We start from the raw sequence: 22,933 nt of genomic DNA on the forward strand, positions 1-22,933 counted from the left end.
TCACTCCTCGGCGGGGGCCAGATCTCGTACGGCCTGCGTGATCGGAACCTCGCCACCGGGGATGGGGGCGAGAACCGGGGTGCTCAGACCGTTGCGCACATACTCCCTGATCCTGGCCCTGCACGTGGCGGCGTCGCCGTGCACGATGAGCTCGTCCACCACCTCGTCGGGGATGGCCTTGAGCGCCGCCTGCCGGTCACCGGCCGCCCATGCCTCGTGCATCGGCCGCAGCACCTCCCCGCGCCCCAGCCAGTCGTGGAAGGCCGCGTAGACCGGGACCGTCAGATAGCTCGCGAGCATCCAGCGCCCGAGCTCGCGCACCTTCTCCGCGTCCTCGCTGACGCACACGAACAGCCGGGCGATCAGCTCGGTCTCCTGCCCGACCTCGGCCCTGACCTTCAGCACGTCCTGCGGCGAGAGCCAGTTGGTGATCGCGCCGTCGGCCTCGCCGGCGGCCAGGTGCAGCATGCGGGGGCGGAGCGCGGCGAGCACGATCTTCGGCGGGATCTTGGGGGCGCGCTCCAGCTTGAAACCCTTGACCTCGAACGTCTCGTACCGCTCGGTGACCTTCTCTCCCGCGAGGGCCTTGCGCAGGAAGCGCAGGGTGTCTCTGGTCCTGGCGAACGGCTTGACGAACGCTCCGGCGTTCCAGCGCTCCACGATGGCCGGGGAGGAGGCCCCGATGCCCAGGACGAAGCGATCGGGGGCGAGGTCGGCGAGCGTCGCGGCGGACATGGCGAGCAGGCCGGGCCCCCGGGTGGAGACCGGGACGATCGCGCTGCCGAGCCGTACCCCAGGCGCCCATTCCGCGGCCATCGCCAGGGGCACGAAGCCGTCGACGCCGTTGACCTCGGCGGACCAGGCGTCGGTGTAGCCGAGCCCGGGGAGTTCGGCGATCAGATCCTTGGAACCGGCCAGCGAGCGGTCGTAGAAGGGAACCGTCATACCCCAGCGTGGGCCCGTAACCATCGTGCCGCCTCCATGTCAGTGGTCGCCGCCCCGGGACCTTCCCCCTAGAACGACATTCTGATGTAGCTTGCCGCACCCGGCCGGGGGGTCGTCAATAGGTTGACTGTACCAACCAGACGGTATGCCCCGGATGTAATGATCTATATCGACTCCCCGCTTACCCTCTCATTACTTTCCGTATGATGTTAGAAACCTTGCGTGACGACGCATCGGTGGAGGAAAAAACGACGGGGCCTGCTCGGCGCGGCGATCCTCGCGACCTGTATCGCGGCCCCCGCACCGGCCGCGCCGGCCGTGCCGCCCTCGCTCTCGGCGCTCTCGACGCGCTCGACGCTCTTGACGGCGGGCGGTGCCGGCCCGCCCGCCCCGCGGGTCGTCCAGCACGTCAGAAAGCCGATCTCGGCCTCCAGTCGCTCAGCGCGCCCGGAACCCGAGACGGACCACTCGACGGCAGGCCCCCAGGCGAGTTGGGAGCCCGGATATCCGGCCATGCCGCCACCCGAGATGAAGGCCGAGCCCGACTACCCGACAGCACCTCCCCGGGTGAACTGGGAGCCCGAGGATCCGGTCGCGTTTCCCGCCGAGGTGAAACCCGAACCGGACCATCCGAAGAAACCGGGCTATCCGGCAGACATTCCGATCAAGCCGGAACCGGAGCCGGATTCCAAACCCAAGCCCGAACCGACACCCGAACCCGAACCTGAACCCGAACCGACACCCGAGCCCGAACCGGAGTCGCCTACGCCCGCCCCACCCTCACCGCCCCGGCCCCTCCCGCCCGCCTACGTTCCCAAGGCCGCTGTCACGCCGACACCACCCCGGACCCGCCCCCCGCGGCCCGCACCGGTGACGCGTCCCAGCGTTCCTCCCCTCCTGCGGCAGCGACTGGTGCTGGACCGCTACGCCGAGCGGCGCGAGGGCACCGACCGCAGGCTCGTCCTCCTGGTGATGTTCACCGGCGTGATCTCGGTCACCGCGGTCGCCGCCCTCAACCACCGGGGCCGCAGATAGCGCGGACGGCACACGACCGGACGACGAAGCCCGCCGGGAACCACCGGCGGGCTTTTCCGATCCCGGACGCGCCGAACTACGGCTGGGCGGGAAACTGGCCGTCGATCTGGTCGTACTGCCGCTGCGCGGCCTTGAACGCGTCAGGCCCGACGGCACCAGGCCCGCTGAACGGGTGGCTGATCAGGATGATGAAACACACCCCGATGACGACCACGCCCACCCGGACCAGATCGGCGACGATCGACGGGAACGTGGGCCGCACCCTGAGCGTCCAGGGCAGCGCGATCACCAGCAGCCCGGAGAGGATCATCGAGATCACGAAGATGCTCTCCAGACCGGTGCTCGCGTCGTCCCCCCTTACCGTTCGGGCGTGGGAGATCTCGGAGATCCGGTCGAGCGCGTCCTGCTGGAGGTTCTTGCTCGCGTCGCCGATCGGCTGGAGCCGGAGCACCGAGGCCCGCATGTCGGCGAGGGTCTGCCCGGGGAGCGGGGACATCTCGCTGCCGGCCATGAGCGGCCAGTCGAGGTCGATGCTCTGCGCGGTGTACTGGCGGATCTGGGTCCTGACCGGCACCGCCTCGGGGATGGGCGCCACCGACCAGTACATCTCGGTGAGACTCTCGGCCTCGGCCTGGACGTCGGTCTCCGTCGCCCAGAGCCCGTCCCGGCACAGGACCGCGGCGTAGGCCAGCACCAGCAGGTAGACGGCGAGGGCGAGATTGGCGGAGAAGTCGATGGACGACGAGCCGTGCCCGTCGTCATCCCGCCCCTTCCTCCTCAGCACACGGAACGCGATCAGCAGGATCGCGACGGACAGCACCACCAGCACGGCTACCCAACCCATGGGACTCCCTTGAATCCGTCATCAAATCAACCACTCAGGGTAATCAGATCGACACGATGATTCCTGGAGTTCCGCCGGTATTCACTCGCGAAGTTCGTGAACTCCCGCGATGAAGTCACGGGCGACCCCGCGCAGGCCAGGCAGGTGCGAGAGCCCCACCAGCCGGTCCACCAGCGGCACGGTGAGCTCGATGAACCGATATGTCCGTCGGCATCCCTCCGAGTCGTCGTGCACCCAGAACAGCACGACGCCCATCGACATCAGCCAGAGCAGTTCGGGCAGCTCGGCCCGCAACTCGGCGTCCATGCGGTCGGAGGATCCCTCCACGACCCGCCGGTAGATCTCGATCGACGCTTCCCTGGAGGGCGAGGACTCGGCGCTGAACGGGTTGAGCGGGTTGCTCGGCTCGGCCGCGTGCTTGAAGAACTTCACCGCGAACTCGTGGTACGGCTCGGAGACCCGCACCCACTCCCGCAGCACGCCTTCCAGCCGTGCGGCGAATCGGTGCTCGGTGGCCAGCAGCTTCTCGCACGCGGCCTCGTGCTCGGCCTGGGCCCGGTCGTAATAGGTCTGAACCAGGATCTCCTTCGAGGCGAAGTAGTAGTAGGCGTTGCCCACCGACACCCCGGCCTCGGCGGCGATGGCCCGCATCGTGGTCGCCTCGTACCCTCGCTCGCGAAAAAGCCGCAGGGCCGTCTCCACGATGACCTCACGGGTTCTGTCTGATCCACGGCTTCTCGGGGGCGGCTCGGCCATAGAGCACCTGTCACCTATCGCTTGGAGCTGGGAGAACGGGCTCGTCGGGTCTCTCTCCACTGGACGAACCCTAGATCATCCGTCCCGCGTCACCAGGGAGAAGCCCCAGTCAACGACCCTAGGCGCGCCACATTGCCCCCGCCACTCATATCAACTATTGCCACCCGGCTCTCGCCTCCGCGTGCCTCTGACGGTAGCGACCCGATCATGCCGAGCACCGTGCGCCCCCTGTCTCAGCAGGTCATCGAGCCGCACGATGATCCCCATTACCGGGCAAAATTCACTCTTCGGGAGGGATCATCCGGGTTCGGGGGTGGGATTGATCCATTTGGCGGAAGGGCTCCCGCGACAAGGGATACATAATGGGGACACGTCCCTGTAGACAGCGGGCTGCCCGGTTCACCGCCGGAGCACTGCTCGCTCTGCAGATATCTTTCATCGCATCGGCCCGGGACGACAGTGCGACCGCGGAGAGCGGACACGCGTCGGCCACCGTCACGATCGTGAGCCGGCCGATCACGGTCGGCCCGGCGGAGGCACGCCGGTCCACGATCATCGGGACGTACGACACCGGCGCCCTGGAAACCGCCGGGCTCTACCGCCGGACCGTCCACCAGGAGCCCTCCCTCCAGGGGAGGGACATCGCCACCGCGGGCACACCGCCGGAACAGACGGCCCCCCTGATCCTCGAGACCACGGGACGGACGCGGGCCACCGCCCTGGCGGGCACACCACCGGAACAGGCGACTCCCCCGATCATCGAAGCCGCGGCGCGAACGCGGGACACCGCCACCGCGGACGCGCCATCGGAACAGGCAGCCCCCCTGATCCCCCAGAGCCCCCAGGAGACCCGGGCCTTCCAGCCGCGGTCCCTCCCCGAAACCTTCGCGGAGCAGGCACCTTCCGCCCCCGAGAGCCCGACCGAGGCCCACCCCCCTCAGGCGCAGCGGGCCAAGCAGCGCCAGCCGGTGCGGCTGGCGCAGGCGGACGCCAAGCAGCGCCTGCGGGCGGCGGGCCTGACCTGGAGCTCCTCGGGTAAATGCGCGAACCGTCGCGGACGGCACTGCACCTCGCTGCAGGCGGTCCGGGCCGCCACCGTCTCCGACGTGATCGAGCTGAAGCGCCGCAGTGGTTGTCCCCTGGTCGTCACCGGCGGCACCGAGGTGGGCCATGCCCCGGGCCCCTACAGCCACTACATGGGCTACAAGCTGGACATCAAGCCCAACGAATGCATCAACCGCTACATCACGAAGAACTATCCGTCACAGGGCATACGAGGTGACGGAGCCCCCCTGTACGGCGAATCGGCGACCTCGGGCACCCTCTACGCCCGCGAGGCGGACCACTGGGACATCCTCTTCCGCTGACTCGCGAGATCCCACCTCCCAAGCGCCGGGTTCCACCGCCTCCGGTGCCCGCCGCTCACGCGAGCGCCGCGAGGGTCGTGCGGCGACATCCGATGCCGCCGCACGACCGGGGAGGTTACCCGAACTCGGCCGCGACCAGCTCGGCGATCTCCGCCGCGTTCAGGGCGGCGCCCTTGCGGAGATTGTCGCCACAGACGAACAGGTCGAGGGTGTTGGGGAAGTCGAGCGCCTGGCGGATTCGGCCCACGTAGGTGGGGTCGGTTCCGACGACGTCCGCCGGGGTCGGGAAGACGCCGTTGGCCGGGTCGTCCATGACGACCACGGTCGGAGCGGCCTCCAGGATCCGATGGGCGTCGGCGACGGTGATCTCACGCTCGAAGGTCGCGTGCACGGCCAGCGAGTGGGTGGTGATCACTGGGACGCGGACGCAGGTCGCCGAGACCTTCAGGTCGTGGATCCCAAGGATCTTCCGCGACTCGTTGCGGAGCTTGATCTCCTCGGAGGCCCAGCCGCCGTCCTTGAGCGAGCCCGCCCACGGCACCACGTTGAACGCCACCGGTGCCGGGAAGGGCGACTCGGCGTCCCCGAGCCTGTTCTGCAGGACCTTGCGCACGTCACCGGCGGTCTGCCCAACCGTACGGTCGCCCGCCAGGGCCTCGACCTCGTCGTAGAGGCGGGCCGAGCCCGCCACACCCGCGCCGGAGACCGCCTGGTAGGAGGCGACCACCAGCTCACGCAGGCCGTACTCCTCGTGGAGGGCACCCATCGCGGCCATCATCGACAGGGTCGTGCAGTTGGGGGTGGAGATGATTCCCAGCGGCCGCTCGCGCGCGGCCTCGGGGTTGACCTCCGGCACGACCAGCGGAACCTCGGGGTTCATCCGGAAGGTGCCCGACTTGTCGATGACGACGGCACCGCGCTCGGCGGCGATCGGCACCCACGTCGCGGAGACCTCGTCCGGCACGTCGAAGATCGCGATGTCGACGCCGTCGAAGACCTCGGGAGTCAGCTCCTGGACGACGAGGTCCTCACCGCGGACCCTCAGGACCTTGCCCGCCGAGCGGGCGGACGCGACGAGCTTGATGTCTCCGTAGACGTTCTCGCGGCCGGAGATGATGTCCCGCATCACGGTGCCGACGGCGCCGGTCGCGCCGATCAGGGCAAGGGTGGGCTTGCGGCTCATCGCCCGGTACCTCCATAGATCACGGCTTCAACCTGGTCGGCGTCGAGGTCGAACGCGCGGTGCGCGGCGCTGACCGCCGTGTCCACCTCGTCCTGTCCGACGATCACCGAGATGCGGATCTCCGAGGTGGAGATCATCTCGATGTTCACCCCCGCGTCGGCGAGAGCGGCGAAGAACGTCGCGGTGACGCCGGGGTGCGAGCGCATGCCCGCTCCGATCAGCGAGACCTTGCCGATCTGGTCGTCGAAGAGCAGCGACTCGAAGCCGATGCGCTCCTGGATCTTCTTCAGCGCGGTGAGCGCCACGGAGGCGTCACTCGTGGGCAGCGTGAAGGAGATGTCAGTCCGGCCGGTCGTCGCCGCCGACACGTTCTGCACGATCATGTCGATGTTGACCTCGGCGTCGGCGAGTGTTTTGAAGATCGTCGCAGCCTCGCCGACCTTGTCGGGCACCCCGACAACGGTGATCTTGGCCTCGCTCCGGTCGTGCGCGACGCCGGAGATGATCGGCTGCTCCATCTCTGTTCCTTCGCTGTCGGGGTCGGAGACGACCCACGTGCCTTCCTTGGTGCTGAACGAGCTTCTGACGTGGATCGGCAGGCCGAAACGGCGAGCGTACTCAACGCAGCGCAGGTGCAGGATCTTCGCACCGCAGGCCGCCATCTCCATCATCTCGTCGTACGAGATCTTGGGAATCTTACGGGCGGTCGGGACGATGCGGGGGTCGGCGGTGAAGACGCCGTCCACGTCGGTGTAGATCTCACACACGTCGGCGTTCAGGGCGGCGGCGAGCGCGACCGCCGTGGTGTCCGAGCCTCCCCTGCCGAGCGTGGTGATGTCCTTGGTGTCCTGGGAGACGCCCTGGAACCCGGCCACGATCGCGACCTGGCCGTTGTCCAGCGCCCCGCGTATCCGGCCGGGCGTCACGTCGATGATGCGCGCGCGGCCGTGCGAGGAGTCAGTGATCACGCCGGCCTGGGAGCCGGTGAACGAACGCGCCTCCTGACCGAGGTTGGCGATCGCCATCGCCAGCAGCGCCATCGAGATGCGCTCACCCGAGGTGAGCAGCATGTCAAGCTCCCGGCCAGGCGGGAGCGGCGAGACCTGCTGGGCGAGGTCGAGTAGTTCGTCCGTCGTGTCACCCATGGCGGAAACGATTACCACGACGTCGTTGCCGGCTTTTTTCGTCGCGACGATCCGCTGAGCGACCCGCTTGATGCAGGACGCGTCGGCGACGGACGAACCACCATACTTCTGAACAACGAGCGCCACGAGATGTCTCCGAAGCAATCTAGGGCTGTGGAGTTCACAGTCTACTGGCGCCCTAGCTGGGACCTTCTGATGTGGCTCAGTATGTGGACGATCACACGGTTGTGCGCTCCTCGGCGACATCAAGCCGGGTATGGGCGACAAGGGCCTGAAGTGCCCGCATCGCCGCTCCGGCGTGGTTTCCCCAGGTGTTGAAATAGGAGTACTGCCACCACCAGAGAGCCTCCAGCGGGCGACCCGCACTGTGGTGCCGCAGACCGTGCAGGAGGTCGGCGGCCACCGCCGTCAGGTCGTCGGAGAGACGGTACGGAGTGACCCCGGTGTCCTTGTAGGGGTCGAAGACCTCGGCGTAGTCGTCGACCGGCCCCAGCCGCTCGGCCAGAGCCGTTCGGACGGCGTCGACGTCCGGGTCCTCGCCCAGATGCGGTTCCCAGTTGCCCGACAGGATCACGTCCTGGCTCGCGCCGAGCTGCGCGCCGGCCGAGCTGACCTGCGCGACCTCCACCAGCAGCAGGGGCAGGATGGCGTCGCCGCCCTCGCCGCCCGCCAGGCGGGTCAGGCCGTCGATGTAGTTCTTCGCGTGCTCCGCGATCCGCTCCGCAAGAGCACTCCACGCGTCATCAGACATCAAGGAGCCTCCTTCCCTCGAACGCGCGGCCCAAGGTGACCTCGTCCGCGTACTCGAGGTCACCGCCTACCGGCAGACCGCTGGCCAGTCGTGTCACTTTCAGTCCCATCGGCTTGACCAGACGGGCGAGATAGGTCGCCGTCGCCTCCCCCTCAAGGTTGGGGTCGGTGGCGAGGATCAGCTCGATGACCTGGCCGTCCGCCAGGCGGGTCATGAGCTCTCTGATGCGCAGGTCGTCGGGGCCGACACCGTCGATCGGGCTGATCGCCCCGCCCAGCACGTGGTAGCGGCCTCGGAACTCGCGGGTCTTCTCGATGGCCACGACGTCCTTCGACTCCTCGACGACGCAGATCACGTGGGGATCGCGCCTGGCGTCACGGCAGATCCGGCACTCCTCCTCCGCGGCGACGTTGCCACAGACCCGGCAGAAGCGGACCTTCTCCTTGACCTCCAGCAGCACGTGCGCGAGCCGTTTCACATCGGCCGGCTCCGCGGCCAGCAGGTGGAACGCGATGCGTTGCGCGCTCTTGGGACCGACGCCGGGGAGCATCCCCAACTCGTCGATCAGGTTCTGGACGACCCCTTCGTACATGACCTAGAACCCGGGAAGCTGGCCGAGCCCGCCCCCGCCCCCCAGCCCCTGCGCGAGGGGACCGAGCTTCTCCTGTTGTAGGTCGGCCGCGGCACGCACGGCGTCGCGGATGGCCGCGATGACCAGGTCGGCGACGGTATCCGCCGTCTCCTGGGGGTCACCGGGGTCGATGGCCTCGGCGCTGATCTCTAGTTCGAGCAGTTCGCCCCCGCCGTTGACCGTGGCCACGACCAGGCCACCGCCCGCGGAGCCCTGAACCTCCGCGTCGTTCAGCTCCTGCTGGGCGCTCACAAGCTGCTGCTGCATGAGCTGAGCCTGCTCCAGCAGCTGCTGCAGGTTGACATCCCCTGGGTTCACCGTCGTTGTGCTCCTCATTCGTGACATCGGTCGTCACGAGCCTACGGGTTCTGAGCCGGGTGTTGTACTGAAGCGAGCACGGGTTCCCTGCTGACAGGGATTAAACCTTCGTCGGGTCCCGGGCCCCCTCCAGACGTCCGGGACCCGACATGACACGCCCCGGAGCGGCCGCACACGGCGGCGTGTGATCGAAAGGTAACCGTCCGAAGGTTGCACACACGTTGCGATCGTCCGCTCACTCTTCGCGTGCCCTCTTTGATCGAACGGGTTGCGTGCGGGGTTCTGAGCCCCGATGCTTCCGCCATCGGCTCTGTTCCGGGGGGATATGTGTCCGACAGCCAGATGAGAGCCGTCCAGACAGCCGATCTCGACTCCTACGCGTCACGGCTGCGGCGCCTGCACGAGGCCCTGAGCGACGGTGAGCAGCCGGTGGCCGAGGGACCCAGAAGCGTGATCTCCTCGTCGTGGCGGCGGTCGCTGGACGCCGGGATCGACCTCGAGACCAGGTCGGCCCCGCCGGCCTTCGAGGGCCAGGACGTCCGGGAGGTCCGTTCGGCCCACCCGATGAGCGGGCTGCTGCCGATCATCACCGGCACCCTGCTGGGAGCCGCCGCCGAGGGCGACCAGATCCTGCTCATCGCCGACGCCGAGGGCAGGGTGCTCTGGCGGGACGGCGACCACCGGACGATGGAACGCGCCGACGAGGTGGGGCTGGCCGCCGGCTTCGACTGGAGCGAGCAGGCGATCGGGACCAACGGCCTGGGCACCGCGCTCGCGACCCGGCGGCCCCTCCACGTCTTCTCCTCCGAACACCTGGTCAGGGCACTCCACATCTGGTCCTGTTCCGCCGCGCCGGTCATCGATCCCGACAGCGGCGGCCTGCTGGGCTGCGTCGACGTCAGCGGCACGACGCGCGCCATGCACCCGGCGAGCGTCGCCCTCGTCGAGGCCGCCGCGCGGCTGGCCGAGAGCCACCTCACGCTGCGCATGCTCGAACGTGACGAGCGGCTCAGACGCCGCCACGAGAGACAGGTGAGCGCGCTGCGCGGCGAGCCTGGCGCCCTGGTCACCGCGACCGGGCGGATCATCGCCGGTGACGACGCACCGCAGTGGGGTCACCGCATCCGCCTGCCCGAGGTGGGCCACCGTCTGGTCCTGCCCGACGGGCGGAGTGCCTTCCTTGAACCGCTCGGCGACGGAGGCTTCCTGCTCCGCCTCGCGGGTCCGGCGCGTGACCCCGTGCTGACCCTGTCCCTCCTCGGCACCGAGCACCCCTCGGCGTACCTGGAGGGGGTCCGCCTGCCGCTCTCCCTGCGCCACGCCGAGATCCTCGCGATGCTCGCCCTCAACCCCCGGGGAATGACGGCCGCCCAACTCTCCTTCCACTTGTACGGCGACGCGGGAAATCCGGTGACCATCCGTGCCGAGATCCACCGGCTCCGCATCCACCTCGGCCACACCATCGCCGCCAGGCCGTACCGCCTCACCTGCACGGTCGAGGCCGACTTCCTGGAACTCAAGCGGCTGCTCGCGGCCGGCGAGACCGCGCCGGTCGCCCGTGCCTACCGCGGCCCCCTGCTGCCCCGCTCCGAGGCGCCCGCCCTGCGCCGCGAGCGGGAGGAACTGGAGGGCCAGGTACGGGCCCGCCTCCTGCGGCGGGGCGACCCCGACGACCTCTGGGCCTACACCGAGACCGAGCACGGCAGGAACGACATCCAGATCCTCGAACGCCTCGCCGCCACGCTGCCCCGCCACGACCACCGCGCGGTGGCGGCCCGGATCCGCCTCAGCGGCGTCGACCTGCCCTGAGGTCCTCGCCATCCCGAAGGCGGGGATTCCCGTGCCGCCACGGGTGCGGCGGGTTTCCCGGCGACCACTTTCAGGGCGAACGCGCGCCGTCGACCGGTCTGAGACCTCCGGGACGCGGGTGGGAGCGCGACGTGCAGCCCGTCAGGTGTGGTCGATCTCGCCGATGATCTGGCCACCCAGCTCGCGCTGGATGAGGGCCATCCCGGTGAGCGCGTCGACGTCGGCGTCCGCGTCGTTCAGCGGGTCGACCTCGTCGGCGTCGGGGGCGGCGCCGCGGTTACCCCGGGCGGGCACCGCGTCGGGCCAGGCCGCCTTGCTGCCGGTCTTGGCCACGGCCCTTGGACCGGCCTGGGCGGCGGCCTTGGCGGCCGAGCGGGCGGCGGCCAGACCGGGACCGGGGCCGGAGATCGGCGGGGGAGGCGAGCCCGGGTCCTCCGGCATGGGGGCGTCCGGCCAGGACTCGTCCGTCGCGGGCGGGGTCTGACCCGCCGGGGCCTCCCGCTCCGCCTGCGGCGCGGGCGGAGCGACGGGGGCCTGCGCCTGACGGACGGGCGCCTGTGCCTGCGGCTGCGATGGCTGGGGGGTGGGCTGCTGGGGGGCCGGGGGCTGTCTCGGTGCCGGCGCACGGCCCCCGCCCGACGGAGCGGGCCCGTTGCCGACGACGGCCTCGACCTTCCAGGTCCCGCCCAGAACCTCCTGCAGCACCGCCGCGACGACCGCGTCCTTGCCGCCCCCAGTGAAGTTCTTCATCGCGCCGACCTGCGCGAACCCCAGGGTTACGATCTTGCCCTCGACCCCGACGACCTGGGCGTTGGTGTTGACGTTGGCCCATACGACGATGCTGCGCCGCTTGAGCGCGGCGAGCACCTGGGGCCACGCCTGCTGCACGGCCCCGCCCCCGGAACCGGGCGCGACCGCCGTGTCGACCGGCGCGGGCGCGCCGGGAGCCTGCTGAACGGGCGCCTGGGCCTGCTGCCCCGTAGCCGGTGCGCCGGGCCTGACCGCCACCGGCCAGTCATCGCCCTGGGCGCCGGGCTGCTCGACGGGTGCCTTGACGACGGGCGGTGCGGGCCGCTCCGCCTGTGGCGGGGGCGCCGTGTGGACCACCGGTGCCGGTACCGGAGCCGCGGCCTGCGGAGCGGCGTGCACGACGACCCCGCCCCGCTCCAGCCGCTCCAGCCGTGCCAGCAGCGCCGTCTCGCCCTGCGCCGCGCCGGGAAGCAGGATCCTGGCGCACATCAGCTCAAGGAGCAGCCGGGGCGAGGCCGCACCGCGCATCTCGATCAGGCCCGCGTTGAGGATCTCCGCGGCGCGGGTCAGCTCGGCCGGGCCCATCGAGGCCGCCTGGACCTGGAGCCGCTCCAGCTCGTCGCCTGGCCGGTCGAGCAGCCCGCTGGTGGCCGCCTCCGGCACGTTGGCCAGGATCACCAAGTCACGGAAGCGCTCCAGCAGGTCCATCGCGAACCGCCGGGGGTCGTGGCCGCCCTCGATCACCCGGTTCACCACCTGGAACACCAGCGCACCGTCGCGGCCGGCGAAGGCCGCGACCACGTCGTCGAGCAGGTCACCGTCGGTGTAGCCGAGCAGGGAGACAGCGCGCGCGTACGTGATGCCCGCCTCGTCCGACCCGGCGAACAGCTGGTCGAGGATGGAGAGCGAGTCGCGGGCCGAACCCGCGCCCGCCCGGACCACCAGCGGGAGCGCGGCGGGCTCGAACGGGACGTTCTCGGAGGTGAGGATCTCCTCCATGAGCGTGCGCAGCGCGGCCGGCGGGATCAGCCGGAACGGGTAGTGGTGGGTCCTGGACTTGATCGTCCCGATGACCTTCTCCGGCTCGGTGGTCGCGAAGACGAACTTCAGGTGAGGGGGAGGCTCCTCGACGAGCTTGAGCAGCGCGTTGAAACCCTCGCGGGTCACCATGTGCGCCTCGTCGATGATGTAGATCTTGAAGCGCGACGACACCGGCGCGAAGAAGGCCCGCTCGCGCAGGTCGCGGGCGTCGTCCACGCCACCGTGCGAGGCGGCGTCGATCTCGATGACATCGAGGTGGCCGGGGCCGGTGGGCGCCAGCGCCACGCAGGACTCGCACTCCCCGCACGGGTCGGGGGTCGGGCCCTTCTCACAGTTCAGGGAGCGGGCGAGGATGCGCGCGCTGGACGTCTTGCCACATCCCCTGGGCCCGCTGAACAGGTAGGCGTGGTTGATGCGCCCGCTGCGCAGCGCCTGGCGGAGCGGATCGGTGACGTGCTCCTGACCCTTGACCTCGGCGAAGGTTCCGGGCCGGTACTTGCGGTACAGCGCAAGACTCATGCGACGATCCCACCTGCGAGGGGTCCTGAAACGAAAGACCCCTCGCACACCCGCCAGAGCCCGCTTATCCTTGCTGCCTTCCGGCCCTGGGGAGGTTCACAGGATGACGCCGCGCGAGGGGTCGACCCTCAGTCTAGCCTCAGATCCGAGTGCTCGGGGTCGGAAATCCATGGTCCGCGCACCTCGAAAGTTGGGTAAGCTTCTCCACGGAGGATTCGCCTAGTTGGCCTAGGGCGCACGCTTGGAAAGCGTGTTGGGGGCAACCCCTCAGGAGTTCGAATCTCCTATCCTCCGCCTTCTCGGAAGGGGCGGCCCGCGTCGGCGGGCCGCCCCTTCCGGCGTTCGGGTCTCGGTTGGCCTTTTCCGGGGGTTCTTCCCCCCACCCGCCGACGCGGTGTCCACGTCCCGGGGAGCATCGGCTGCCGGGGCCACCCCGGACCGGAATGCGGCCGACGCTCCACGGCGGCGCGGAACCGGCCATGCCGAAGGTGCATGCCGGCAGCGAGGCCGGAGCCGGCGCCGCCACGGCGGCCCATCGGCGGTGACGGCGGCGATGCGCGGGTCCATGCCCAACTCGCCGTAGATGTGCACCAGGTGGGTCTTGACCGTCGCCTCGGTGATGAAGAACCGCCTGGCGACCTCCCGGTCGCCCGTGCCGAACGCGCGAAGCGCCGTTAAGTTAAAGGCGGCCATGCTAGCGTGATCACGCTCATATTTGCTTGTTTGGGATGATTGATAACCATCTCCTGAGCAGTCAGGCGAGAGCCCTTGAAGATCACTCGTTGGGTCGCGGGCGGCATGACCTTGGCCGCTGCGGCCGCCTTCACCCTGGTGTCCGCCGGTCCCGCGCAGGCCTTTCCCCAGGGCTCCTGCGGACATTCGTACCGCAAGGTAGCCAGCTATCCCATCGCAAAAGAGGCAAAGGACGGTAAGACGTACAGGATCGGTTCCAAGCCCGTCGTCCACGGGGGCACACCAGAAGGCAAGTGGATGCACTGCGGTTAGACACCGCTCACCGCCTCTGACCCGGTGACGGGGAATCCTCGACCTGGAACGGCCACCGCGTGGTGCATGGGACAGAACCGGTTTTCCCGTCGCCGACACCGTGGGAACGTCCGCCGAGCCTCAGGGCGTCGAGCGGGAGACCTGTGCGGGCATGTCAGACCCTTCTCGGGGCAGGGGAAGCGCCCCAAGCGGATCGAAGGGACGTCGGGCGATGGATTTCAAGGACGATGTCCAGCTGGACAGCTCGCAGGTCGAAAGCCGCGGCCGGGGGAGGGTTCCCGGTGGAGGTCTCGCGGTCGGCGGCGGTGCGGCCGGAATCATCGCGCTCATCCTCGCGCTGGTGTTCGGGATCAACCCCGGAGACATCACCGGCGGGTCCGAACCGGCCCCGGTCGGCCCGGGCGCCGACCTCTCGGCGCAGTGCAAGACCGGGCGGGACGCCGACCAGAACGAGGAGTGCCGGGTGGTCGGCGTGGTCAACAGCATCCAGGAGTACTGGCCGAAGGCGGTCGAAGGATACGAGCCCGCCAAGACCGTCATGTTCTCCGGCCAGGTCGGCACCGCCTGCGGTGCCGCCGACGCCTCCGTCGGCCCGTTCTACTGCCCGGCCGACCGCCAGGTCTACCTGGACCTCGGCTTCTTCAAGGAACTGGAGAGCAGGTTCGGCGCCAAGGGTGGCCCCTTCGCCCAGGCGTACGTCATCGGGCACGAGTACGGTCACCACGTCCAGCATCTGCTCGGTACCGACGCCAGGGTCCAGGGTGACCGGCAGGGCCCCAAGAGCGGCTCGGTGAGGCTGGAGCTGCAGGCCGACTGCTACTCGGGCGCCTGGGCCAAGAACGCCTACGAGACCGGCCTGTTCGAGAAACCGTTCAGCGGGACGGACATCGAGGAGGCGCTGAGCGCCGCGTCCGCCGTGGGCGACGACAGCATCCAGGAGCGGACCCAGGGCCGGGTCACCCCCGAGGGCTTCACCCACGGCACGTCCGCGCAGCGCGTCAAGTGGTTCACCACCGGCTACCGGAGCGGCGATCCCGGCAGGTGCGACACCTTCTCCGGCGGCATCTGAGAACTCCGGCGGCGCCTGCCCAGGACGCATCCGAAAGACGGCCTCCGAACTGCGGCGATGAAGGTCGGACAGGCGAGAGGCCGGATTCTCTCCTAAACTACGTACTGTGATCTTCAAGCTGGTCGGCGATGGACGGCCCTACCCCGAGCACGGTCTCTCGCATCGCGAGTGGGCGCAGATACCGCCGCGACAGGTCCGGCTCGACACGCTGATCACCACGAAAGCGGTGCTGGACCTGCACTCCCTGCTTGCCAAGGACTCCACGTTCTACGGCGACCTGTTCCCGCACGTGGTCCAGTGGCGCGGCGACCTCTATCTGGAGGACGGCCTGCACCGGGCCCTGCGCTCGGCCCTGCACCAGCGCTCGATGCTGCACGCCCGGGTCCTGGAACTGCCCGCGGAGAACTGAGGCCCCGGGTGGGATTTGCCGGGCTCGCGAAAGGGATGGAGCGGCGGGGAAGGACGGCAGAACGCGGAAAGGGGCTCCCGCGACCGCGGGAGCCCCTTCTGTGTGGCGGTGGAGGTGGGATTTGAACCCACGGATAGGTTGCCCCATCACACGCTTTCGAGGCGTGCGCCCTCGGCCACTAGGCGACTCCACCGCGGAGCAGCCTACCGGATAACCGCTATTGCTCGCGCATCCGGCGAGCAGTGAAGAACTCGGTGAGAACCGCCGCGCAGTCATCGGCCAGGACACCTCGCAGCACCTCGGGCCGATGGTTGAGGCGGCGGTCCCTGAGCACGTCCCAGAGCGACCCCGCCGCTCCGCCCTTGGGATCGACGGCGCCGTAGACGACGCGATCGACCCGGGCGAGCACGGCGGCTCCCGCGCACATGGTGCAGGGCTCCAGGGTGACCACCAACGTGCAGCCGGTCAGCCGCCACCGCCCACACGCCTTCGCGGCCTGCCTCAGGGCGAGCACCTCGGCGTGTGCGGTGGGGTCGGCCGAAGCCTCCCTGTCGTTTCCCGCACGCCCCAGCACGGAGCCGTCCGGGCCGATGACCACCGCACCGACGGGCACCTCGCCGCGGGCTCCGGCTTCGGCGGCCTGCGCCAGGGCGAGCCTCATCTCCCCGACGTAGTCCGTCAACGCAACCGGTCGAGCTCGTCGGCGAAGGCCAGCCGCTCGGCGATCACCGAGAGCGTGTCCCCGGGGAGCGCGCCCTCCTCCATGCTGAGCTCGACGAGCTCGTCGGAACTCAGCCCGAGGTCGTCCAGCAACTCGAAGTCGCCCGCCGGCCGCACGCCCAGGTCGGGTGTGTCCTTGTCGACCGCCACCCCGGCAAGCTCGGTGAAGAGCTCACCGAGGCCGTCGGAGAGCCCCGCGTGGGCATCGGACAGGAAGGTGCGTGGCTCCAGGTCGCCCTGGTATCGGACGATCGCGAACCATTCGTCCTCCACCTCCACACACAGAAGAGCAAGCTCGTCGCCGTTGAGCCCCAGATGCTCCTGAACGGCGTCGCCGAGATCGTCGACGATCTCGGCCTCACTGAGGTCGACCTCCGCGCCTTTCCAACCGTCCGGCGTACGGACGAAGGCCGCGGAGAAAACACTGTTACGGGGTGGTCTGGAGGGCATGGCCGATCTCCCGAGGTCAGCCGAACACAGAGTCGATGGCGCGTTCGAACGGCTCGGAGAACCCCAGCCGCGCGGCGATGCTGGACAGGACGTCCTCCGGCAGGAGGTCGATGTCGCCAGAAAGGATGCCGAGCTCCATCTCGTCGAGCCCCAGGTCCGCGAAGATCGACAGGTCCCCCGCGGGGAGCGCCGTCTCCTCGTCCTGAAGAATCGCGTCGAGTTCGTCCTCGTCGGGAACCGGTACGTCCAGGTATTCCAGCGCCTGCCGGGCGAGCGGGAAATCCCAGGACGCGGCGATGTCGGACAGGAAGACCTCGACCCTCTCGCCGAACACCCGTAGCGCCACGAAGAACTCATCCCCAACGGCGACCAGGCCAATCGTGCCGTTCATGCTCGGCTGCTGGCGCAGGGCGTGGATGAGGCCGTCGAGGTCGGAGGTGAGGGACACGGGGAGCGTCTCCGCCTCCCAGCCGTCGTCCTCGCGGTAGATCACGATGGCAAAGTCCAGCGAGTCTTCGTCTGACATGGCCATCCCCACCGAATGCTTTCTCTACGGAGGTCAATGCTTTCAGAAGCGGGACACGGACGTGGGCCTCTCCAACCAAATTGTGATCAAATCCGAGTGAGCGGGTGATGTCGAACAGGTGCCGCCCGCCCGCCCCCGGCTTATCGCCTGCCGAGTGTCCAGGATATCTTTGGCCACCATGGAAACCCTGGTCGTCGACCATCCCCTGGTGGCCCACAAGCTGACCGTGCTACGGGACGCCGGTACGGACTCCCCCACTTTCCGGCGTCTCGCCGACGAGTTGGTGACCCTGCTGGCCTACGAGGCGACCAGGCACGTCCGCGTCACCGAGTGGTCGGTGCAGACGCCCGTGGCTCTCGCCAAGGGCGTGCGGCTTGCACAGCCCTGCCCGCTGGTGGTCCCGATCCTGCGCGCGGGACTGGGGATGCTGGAGGGCATGACCCGGCTACTGCCCACGGCCGAGGTCGGTTTCCTCGGGATGATCCGCAACGAGTCCACGCTCCAGGCGGAGACCTACGCCACCCGGCTGCCCGACGACCTCTCCGGCCGTCAGGTCTACGTGGTGGACCCGATGCTGGCCACCGGCGGCACCCTCGCCGCCGCGATCCAGTTCCTCTTCGACCGGGGCGCCGACGACGTGACCGCGCTCTGCCTGCTGGCCGCCCCCGAGGGCATCGCCCACATGGACGAGGTCTTCAACGGCAGCGGCAAGCCGATCCGCCTGGTGACCGCGGCCCTGGACGAGCGCCTGAACGAGCACGGCTACATCGTCCCCGGGCTGGGCGACGCCGGAGACCGCCTCTACGGCGTCGTCTGAGCACTCCCCGGCATCGCCGCCGGCCCGAAGGTTCCGGGATTTCAGAGCCATCCTTTTCCCTTGAAGGATGGTTCTTCTACTCGCCGATCGTTACACAACGCGGTCGAGTGGGTACGAAGAGTCGCGAAGACATCTCTTCTGTGTCCCCGGTCCGCCGAGGCCGCGGGCGCACACCAGGGAGAACCATGAGCGAGCGAATCATCCCGGACACCGAACCCGACCCTTACGCGGACTTCAGCGCCGCGCTCAGGGACGAGTTCTCCGAGGTCCATCCGGCGACCACGGTGACCCGCTGCATAGAGGCGGCTCACTACGGAGCGCTGGAGGTCGTCGGCCACGCCCATCCGACGCTGGTCGAGCGGATCGCCCGCAAGCACCTCGAGGTCCTCGCACTGGTCGCGAGCGAACGCGGGTGACGGGTCATGAGGGGCGCGGATGTCCGGGAGGTGTGCCCCACGGGGCCCTCGCGCGGGATCCTCGCGACACGTACGAGACCGAATGAGCCGATGCGCTTTACCGCGGCATGGCCCTGGGTAATGTATATGGCGGGTGCAGTGGGTGAGTGGTAGTGGGAGGCCAACGTGCAGGTCAAGAAAGTCCTATCGTATAGCGCTGTCGGTTTTGTGGCGTTTTTCCTGTTCACCCGACCAGGTGACGCAGCCAACGCCGTAAGGGGTGCCATGGACACGGTTTACACGGCGGCCGATTCTCTGGCCCAATTCGTCTCACATCTGTCATGAGGCTAGTGACCCACGGGGACTCCGCCCCCTCGTCGGTCAACCGCTACCTACTCCCCCACGAACACCAGGTCATCATGGTGCGGCGCCACCCGGCCGTGCTGCTTCGCGCGGTCGCCGAGGTTTTCGGCGGCCTGATCCTCGCCGGACTGCTGAGCAAGTGGTTCGGCGACCAGGGCGGCGGTGGCGTGCTCGTCATCGTCTGGTGGGCCTGGCTGCTGTTGTTGATCCGCTTCGTCTGGAAGGTCGCGGAGTGGTCGGTCGACTACTTCGTCGTCACCTCCAAGCGCATGCTGCTCACCACCGGCTTGATCACCCGCAAGGTCGACATGATGCCGCTCGGCAAAGTGACCGACATGAGCTTCCAGCGCTCGATCCTCGGCCGCATGCTGGGCTACGGCGAGTTCGTTCTGGAGTCGGCCGGTCAGGACCAGGCTCTGTCGAGGGTCAATTACATTCCATACCCGGAGACCCTCTACCTGGAGGTCTGCCAGATGCTCTTCCCAGGGGGCAATGATTCGGATGATTAGCGCCCTATGTCCATATTGACAGCAATGACATAGTGGCTGCCCACACTCCCCGGTGAGGATTTTTCACGCGGGGTTACCCGATTCGACTGCTTCATGCAATCATGGCGGGAACATTGACCATCCCCCGCCCTGAGAGATCAGATGCCGAGTCAGGGAACCATCGGTGACCGCGTCCGCGGACTGCGACTGAGTAGGCGCATGTCCCAGGCCCAGCTGGCAGGGCCCGACCTTTCCGACAGCTACGTCTCCCTCATCGAGTCCGGCAAGCGGACGCCGACCCCCGTGGTCGCCCGTCTGCTGGCCGAGCGACTGGGGTGCACCACCGAGTTCCTGCTGCACGGGATCGAGCCGCGCCAGCGCATCGACACCGAGCTTGGTCTGCGCCACGCGGAGTTGGAGCTTCTCCACGGCGACCCGTCCGTCGCGGCGGACCGTTTCGGTGAGATCGTCAAGGTCGCCGGCGAGGAGAACGCGATGCTGGCCGCGCACGCGCGACTCGGCCGCGCACGCGCACTGGAGGCCCAGGGCAGGGTCGGTCCGGCGTTGGAGGCGTTCGAGCGACTCCGCCGTGAGGCGGCCGCCCACCCCGAGCGCCTGGCCGACCTGCCGCTGACGGTGGCGCTGAGCCGCTGCTACCAGCGTGCCGGAGACACCCCTCGCTCGCGCGACCTGGCCGCCCACGCGCTCAGCGAGGTCAACCGGCTCCCCCTGTCGCAGGGCGAGATCGCCGTCGAACTGGCCGCCTCCCTGATGGAGACCGAAACCCCCCGCGGGCCCGGCTCGCAGGGCATGTCCTACGTCCGGCACGTCCTGTCGACCAATGGCGTCCCCACCGCGGTCAACCGCACCGCGGAGATCCACGCCCTCTGGCGAGCGAGTGTCGCGGCCTCCGGCAGAGAGGACTCGGCACTGGCCGTCCGCCTCGCCGACGACGCGATCGCGACCGGGCGCCCGGCGCGGATGGCGTCGCAGCTCGCCCTCATCGCGATGGACTGGGCACGTCTCGCCGCCTCCACGGACGGCGAGTCACTCGACGAGGCCCACAAGCTCGCGACCAGCGCCGGCAAGGTCTTCGCGGCGTTCCCCGAGCGCATCCACGAGTACATCAGGAGCATCATCGTGCTCGCCCAGGTCCGGCTGGCGACCGGCGACGCTCAGGGCGCGGCGGATCTGGCCGGAACCGCCCTCGACATGCCGGGCGGCCAGGCGGGTGCCATCGGGGCGACCGCGCAGCTGGTTCTCGCCCGGACCGCGCTGGCCCACGGCCGGAGCGACGTCACAACCGCCCTGGACACCGCCAAGCGGCTGCTGAACGGCGTCCGGTACGAGCTCTCCGGCCCTGACCGGGGGACCGCGCGGGTCTGGCGTGACCTCGGAGACCTGTACGGCCAGGTCGGTGCGCGTGATGACCAGGCCAGCGCGTATCGTAGGGCTCTCGAAACCGCTGGGGTGCGCGACGCGCTGGTGGGCGTGACCGTCGACTCGGCTCTGGTCCGGTAAGACCGGTTTCGCTAAGGGAGTTCCAGATTTGTTTTCGCACCTCTGGAATAACTAGGGTCTACCAGTCATTGATTCATAGGATGATTGGTTTCTCCGGAGGAGGCGGACGGTGAGTCTGCGTACGGCGCAGCGAGCATCCCTCGTCGACCAAGTGATCGATCAACTCAAGGAGCAGATCACTTCTAACTCCTGGCAGATGCACGCGAAGATTCCTACCGAGACCGTACTCGCCGAACAACTCGGGGTCGGTCGCAACACCGTGCGCGAGGCGGTGCGGGCGCTCACACACGCCGGCCTGCTGGAGTGTCGCCAGGGTGACGGGACGTACGTTCGCGCCACGAGCGAACTCTCCGGGGCCATGCTGCGGCGGCTACGCTCCGCCGAACAGCTTGAGATCCTGGAGGTGCGGCGTGCGCTGGAGGTGGAGGCCGCCAGGCTCGCCGCGACCAGACGCACCGATGCCGACATCGCCGCGATCGAGGCGGCGCTGACCGAGCGGGACAACGCCTGGGAACTGGGCGAACCCAACACGTTCGTCGAGGCCGACCTGGCCTTCCACATCGCGGTGGTCCGTGCCACCCACAACCTGGTGCTGATCGAGCTTTACGAGGACTTCTCAGCGGCGCTGCGCGCCAGCATCACCGCCGCGGGCACCTCGCTGAGCAGCACCCTGAACACCACCTACATCCCGCACGACGCCATCGCCCGCGCCATCGCGGCCGGTGACGCCGCCGCCGCCGAACACGCGGGACACGCGTGCATGGAGCACATCCTGATCGCCCTGACCGAGGAACAGGAACTCTCCGCCTGACCCCTCCTTCCCATGACCTCTCACAGTGCGGGGCCGCACTGTGAGAGGACCCCTGGGCAGCGAGACGGCCGGCGCGGGAAACGTCCCGGCAGGTGCCCAGATCCCCCGGCGCGCCGGGCATGGAGGCGTTCAGGTCAGGCGCAGGGACATCACCAGGTAGCGGAAGGCGGGGTCGGCATCGCCGGGAACCTCGGTGATGAGGGCCGGGCGGCTCGGCGACTCCATGTTGAGCCGGACGAACTCGGTCTCGACACCGTTCAGGCCGTCGAGCAGGAAGTGGGACTGGAAGGCGATCTGGATGTCGTCACCGGACAACTCGGCGTCGACGACCTCGGTGCCGCGGCCGATGTCGCCGCCACCCGCCTGGATGAGAACCTGCCCCTGGCCGAAGGAGAGCCGGATCGGGGTGTTGCGCTCGGCGACCAGCGCGACCCGCTTGATCGCGTCGACGAACGGGGCCACCCGCAGGTCGGCCCGGATCGACCAGTCGTCGGTCAGCCGCGCGCGGTAGTCGATGAACTGCTCGTCGAGCAGGCGGACGGTGGTGGCCCTGCCCACGCTCTCGAAACCGGCGATGCCCTCACCCAGCGCCACGGAGACCTCGCCTCCGCGCAACGATCTGGCCACCTCGACAAGCACTCGCGCGGGCACCATGGCGGCGGCCGCGGTGCCCGGCCGCTCGGGGCGCCAGCCGAACTCCCTGGCCGCGATGCGGTAGCGATCGGTGGCGGCCAGGGTCACGTCGTCGCCGGAGATGTCGACCCGGATGCCGGTCAGCATGGGGAGGGTCTCGTCGCGGCTGGCCGCCGGAGCCACCTGGCCGACCGCGGTCGCGAAGATCCCGCCGCCCACGGCGCCGATCTTGGGGGGCATCTCGGGGAGGGAGGGGAAATCCTCAACCGGCATGGTCAACAGGCCGAACTCCGCGCTGCCGCAGGTCAGAACCGCCTCGGAACCGCTGCTGACGACCTCCACCACGTCGCCGGGCAGGCTGCGGGTGATCTCCGCGAGAATCCGGCCCGGAATCAGTGCCCTGCCGGGCTCCGCCACGACAGCCTCGATCGAGACGCGGGCGGAGACGTCGTAGTCGAAGACCGACAGCACGAGATCGTCCCCGTCGGCCTCCAGAAGCAGCCCGGAGAGCACGGGAATGGCCGGTCGGTTCGGCAGCACCCGGGCCACCCAGGCCACCGCGTCGGCCAGGACATCACGGTTAACCCGGAACTTCACCTGATCATCCCTTCGTCCTGAACAGCACCGCCACG

General features: G+C 69.0%; 24 protein-coding genes, 2 tRNA genes and 1 other RNA gene. 11 read left to right on the forward strand and 16 right to left on the reverse strand.

Going from position 1 to position 22,933, the window contains the following annotated elements; genetic code table 11:
- Complete coding sequence (locus tag ABZU75_RS00810; RefSeq protein WP_350913597.1) at nt 1–969, reverse strand: LLM class F420-dependent oxidoreductase; 969 nt, start codon at nt 967–969, stop codon at nt 1–3.
- Between the two features lie 185 nt (nt 970–1,154).
- Nucleotides 1,155–1,460, reverse strand: a complete 306-nt coding sequence (locus tag ABZU75_RS00815) for a hypothetical protein (RefSeq protein WP_355547617.1) — start codon at nt 1,458–1,460, stop codon at nt 1,155–1,157.
- Between the two features lie 355 nt (nt 1,461–1,815).
- On the opposite strand from ABZU75_RS00815, the gene ABZU75_RS00820 reads away from it, so the two are divergent.
- Nucleotides 1,816–1,980, forward strand: a complete 165-nt coding sequence (locus tag ABZU75_RS00820) for a hypothetical protein (protein WP_350913599.1) — start codon at nt 1,816–1,818, stop codon at nt 1,978–1,980.
- Nucleotides 1,981–2,056: 76 nt separating this feature from the next.
- On the opposite strand, the gene ABZU75_RS00825 is transcribed toward ABZU75_RS00820, so the two are convergent.
- A complete protein-coding gene (locus ABZU75_RS00825) occupies nt 2,057–2,824 on the reverse strand; it encodes a hypothetical protein (RefSeq protein WP_355547621.1) in 768 nt (255 codons plus the stop codon).
- A gap of 81 nt (nt 2,825–2,905) precedes the next feature.
- On the reverse strand, nt 2,906–3,526 hold the full coding sequence (locus ABZU75_RS00830; protein WP_355547624.1) for a TetR family transcriptional regulator: 621 nt from the start codon (nt 3,524–3,526) through the stop codon (nt 2,906–2,908).
- A gap of 557 nt (nt 3,527–4,083) precedes the next feature.
- On the opposite strand from ABZU75_RS00830, the gene ABZU75_RS00835 reads away from it, so the two are divergent.
- Nucleotides 4,084–4,947, forward strand: coding sequence for a hypothetical protein (locus ABZU75_RS00835; RefSeq protein ID WP_355547627.1), 864 nt, complete (start codon nt 4,084–4,086; stop codon nt 4,945–4,947).
- Nucleotides 4,948–5,062: 115 nt separating this feature from the next.
- On the opposite strand, the gene ABZU75_RS00840 is transcribed toward ABZU75_RS00835, so the two are convergent.
- From ABZU75_RS00840 to ABZU75_RS00860, 5 genes are all read right to left on the reverse strand, one after another.
- Nucleotides 5,063–6,130 carry an aspartate-semialdehyde dehydrogenase gene (locus tag ABZU75_RS00840; protein WP_350913606.1) on the reverse strand — a complete coding sequence of 356 codons (1,068 nt, stop codon included), beginning with the start codon at nt 6,128–6,130 and terminating at the stop codon, nt 5,063–5,065.
- Nucleotides 6,127–7,401 carry an aspartate kinase gene (locus tag ABZU75_RS00845; RefSeq protein WP_355547632.1) on the reverse strand — a complete coding sequence of 425 codons (1,275 nt, stop codon included), beginning with the start codon at nt 7,399–7,401 and terminating at the stop codon, nt 6,127–6,129. The genes ABZU75_RS00840 and ABZU75_RS00845 overlap by 4 nt, the downstream gene beginning before the upstream one ends.
- A gap of 91 nt (nt 7,402–7,492) precedes the next feature.
- Nucleotides 7,493–8,026: a DUF5063 domain-containing protein gene (locus ABZU75_RS00850; RefSeq protein WP_350913610.1), complete on the reverse strand. Its 534-nt coding sequence runs from the start codon at nt 8,024–8,026 to the stop codon at nt 7,493–7,495.
- Entirely contained in the window at nt 8,019–8,618 is a 600-nt protein-coding gene (recR, locus tag ABZU75_RS00855) for a recombination mediator RecR (protein ID WP_355547637.1), read from the reverse strand. The genes ABZU75_RS00850 and recR overlap by 8 nt, the downstream gene beginning before the upstream one ends.
- A gap of 3 nt (nt 8,619–8,621) precedes the next feature.
- A complete protein-coding gene (locus tag ABZU75_RS00860; RefSeq protein ID WP_343971709.1) occupies nt 8,622–8,975 on the reverse strand; it encodes a YbaB/EbfC family nucleoid-associated protein in 354 nt (117 codons plus the stop codon).
- 342 nt (nt 8,976–9,317) lie between these two features.
- Between ABZU75_RS00860 and ABZU75_RS00865 the strand changes: the two genes are divergently transcribed.
- Nucleotides 9,318–10,784 (forward strand): GAF domain-containing protein, encoded by a 1,467-nt coding sequence (locus ABZU75_RS00865; RefSeq protein ID WP_355547641.1) that lies wholly within the window; start codon nt 9,318–9,320, stop codon nt 10,782–10,784.
- A gap of 141 nt (nt 10,785–10,925) precedes the next feature.
- Here the strand turns inward: ABZU75_RS00865 and ABZU75_RS00870 are convergent, their stop codons facing one another.
- The gene (locus ABZU75_RS00870; RefSeq protein WP_355547644.1) at nt 10,926–13,094 is read right to left on the reverse strand and encodes a DNA polymerase III subunit gamma and tau; all 2,169 of its coding nucleotides are present in this window, start codon (nt 13,092–13,094) and stop codon (nt 10,926–10,928) included.
- Nucleotides 13,095–13,124: 30 nt separating this feature from the next.
- Nucleotides 13,125–13,220: signal recognition particle sRNA small type (ffs, locus tag ABZU75_RS00875), an RNA gene on the reverse strand.
- Between the two features lie 82 nt (nt 13,221–13,302).
- Here ffs and ABZU75_RS00880 point away from each other — a divergent pair.
- From ABZU75_RS00880 to ABZU75_RS00890, 3 genes are all read left to right on the forward strand, one after another.
- Nucleotides 13,303–13,388, forward strand: a tRNA-Ser gene (locus tag ABZU75_RS00880).
- A 922-nt stretch (nt 13,389–14,310) separates the two neighbouring features.
- Complete coding sequence (locus ABZU75_RS00885; protein ID WP_355547647.1) at nt 14,311–15,168, forward strand: neutral zinc metallopeptidase; 858 nt, start codon at nt 14,311–14,313, stop codon at nt 15,166–15,168.
- A gap of 106 nt (nt 15,169–15,274) precedes the next feature.
- Nucleotides 15,275–15,577 (forward strand): type II toxin-antitoxin system VapB family antitoxin, encoded by a 303-nt coding sequence (locus tag ABZU75_RS00890; protein ID WP_355547650.1) that lies wholly within the window; start codon nt 15,275–15,277, stop codon nt 15,575–15,577.
- Nucleotides 15,578–15,680: 103 nt separating this feature from the next.
- Here the strand turns inward: ABZU75_RS00890 and ABZU75_RS00895 are convergent.
- The 4 genes from ABZU75_RS00895 to ABZU75_RS00910 all read right to left on the reverse strand — a co-directional run bounded on the left by ABZU75_RS00895 (nt 15,681) and on the right by ABZU75_RS00910 (nt 17,273).
- Nucleotides 15,681–15,770, reverse strand: a tRNA-Ser gene (locus ABZU75_RS00895).
- Nucleotides 15,771–15,794: 24 nt separating this feature from the next.
- Nucleotides 15,795–16,238 (reverse strand): tRNA adenosine(34) deaminase TadA, encoded by a 444-nt coding sequence (tadA, locus tag ABZU75_RS00900; RefSeq protein WP_343970930.1) that lies wholly within the window; start codon nt 16,236–16,238, stop codon nt 15,795–15,797.
- A 17-nt stretch (nt 16,239–16,255) separates the two neighbouring features.
- Nucleotides 16,256–16,747 (reverse strand): tRNA adenosine deaminase-associated protein, encoded by a 492-nt coding sequence (locus ABZU75_RS00905; RefSeq protein ID WP_350913622.1) that lies wholly within the window; start codon nt 16,745–16,747, stop codon nt 16,256–16,258.
- Between the two features lie 16 nt (nt 16,748–16,763).
- The gene (locus tag ABZU75_RS00910) at nt 16,764–17,273 is read right to left on the reverse strand and encodes a tRNA adenosine deaminase-associated protein (protein ID WP_355547654.1); all 510 of its coding nucleotides are present in this window, start codon (nt 17,271–17,273) and stop codon (nt 16,764–16,766) included.
- 178 nt (nt 17,274–17,451) lie between these two features.
- Here ABZU75_RS00910 and upp point away from each other — a divergent pair, with 178 nt between their 5' ends.
- The 5 genes from upp (at nt 17,452) to ABZU75_RS00935 (ending at nt 21,668) form a co-directional block, all read left to right on the forward strand.
- Entirely contained in the window at nt 17,452–18,090 is a 639-nt protein-coding gene (upp, locus tag ABZU75_RS00915; protein ID WP_350955987.1) for a uracil phosphoribosyltransferase, read from the forward strand.
- 185 nt (nt 18,091–18,275) lie between these two features.
- Nucleotides 18,276–18,506, forward strand: coding sequence for a hypothetical protein (locus tag ABZU75_RS00920; RefSeq protein WP_030919778.1), 231 nt, complete (start codon nt 18,276–18,278; stop codon nt 18,504–18,506).
- Nucleotides 18,507–18,826: 320 nt separating this feature from the next.
- Nucleotides 18,827–19,357: a PH domain-containing protein gene (locus tag ABZU75_RS00925; RefSeq protein ID WP_030919774.1), complete on the forward strand. Its 531-nt coding sequence runs from the start codon at nt 18,827–18,829 to the stop codon at nt 19,355–19,357.
- Between the two features lie 141 nt (nt 19,358–19,498).
- The gene (locus ABZU75_RS00930) at nt 19,499–20,857 is read left to right on the forward strand and encodes a helix-turn-helix transcriptional regulator (protein ID WP_355547660.1); all 1,359 of its coding nucleotides are present in this window, start codon (nt 19,499–19,501) and stop codon (nt 20,855–20,857) included.
- 109 nt (nt 20,858–20,966) lie between these two features.
- Nucleotides 20,967–21,668, forward strand: a complete 702-nt coding sequence (locus ABZU75_RS00935; RefSeq protein ID WP_355547663.1) for an FCD domain-containing protein — start codon at nt 20,967–20,969, stop codon at nt 21,666–21,668.
- 129 nt (nt 21,669–21,797) lie between these two features.
- Here ABZU75_RS00935 and dnaN read toward each other — a convergent pair whose 3' ends face one another.
- Nucleotides 21,798–22,898, reverse strand: a complete 1,101-nt coding sequence (gene dnaN / locus ABZU75_RS00940) for a DNA polymerase III subunit beta (RefSeq protein ID WP_355547666.1) — start codon at nt 22,896–22,898, stop codon at nt 21,798–21,800.
- Nucleotides 22,899–22,933 lie beyond the last annotated feature (35 nt).

The organism is Streptosporangium sp. NPDC005286 (assembly GCF_040607515.1).
Lineage (GTDB): Bacteria > Actinomycetota > Actinomycetes > Streptosporangiales > Streptosporangiaceae > Streptosporangium.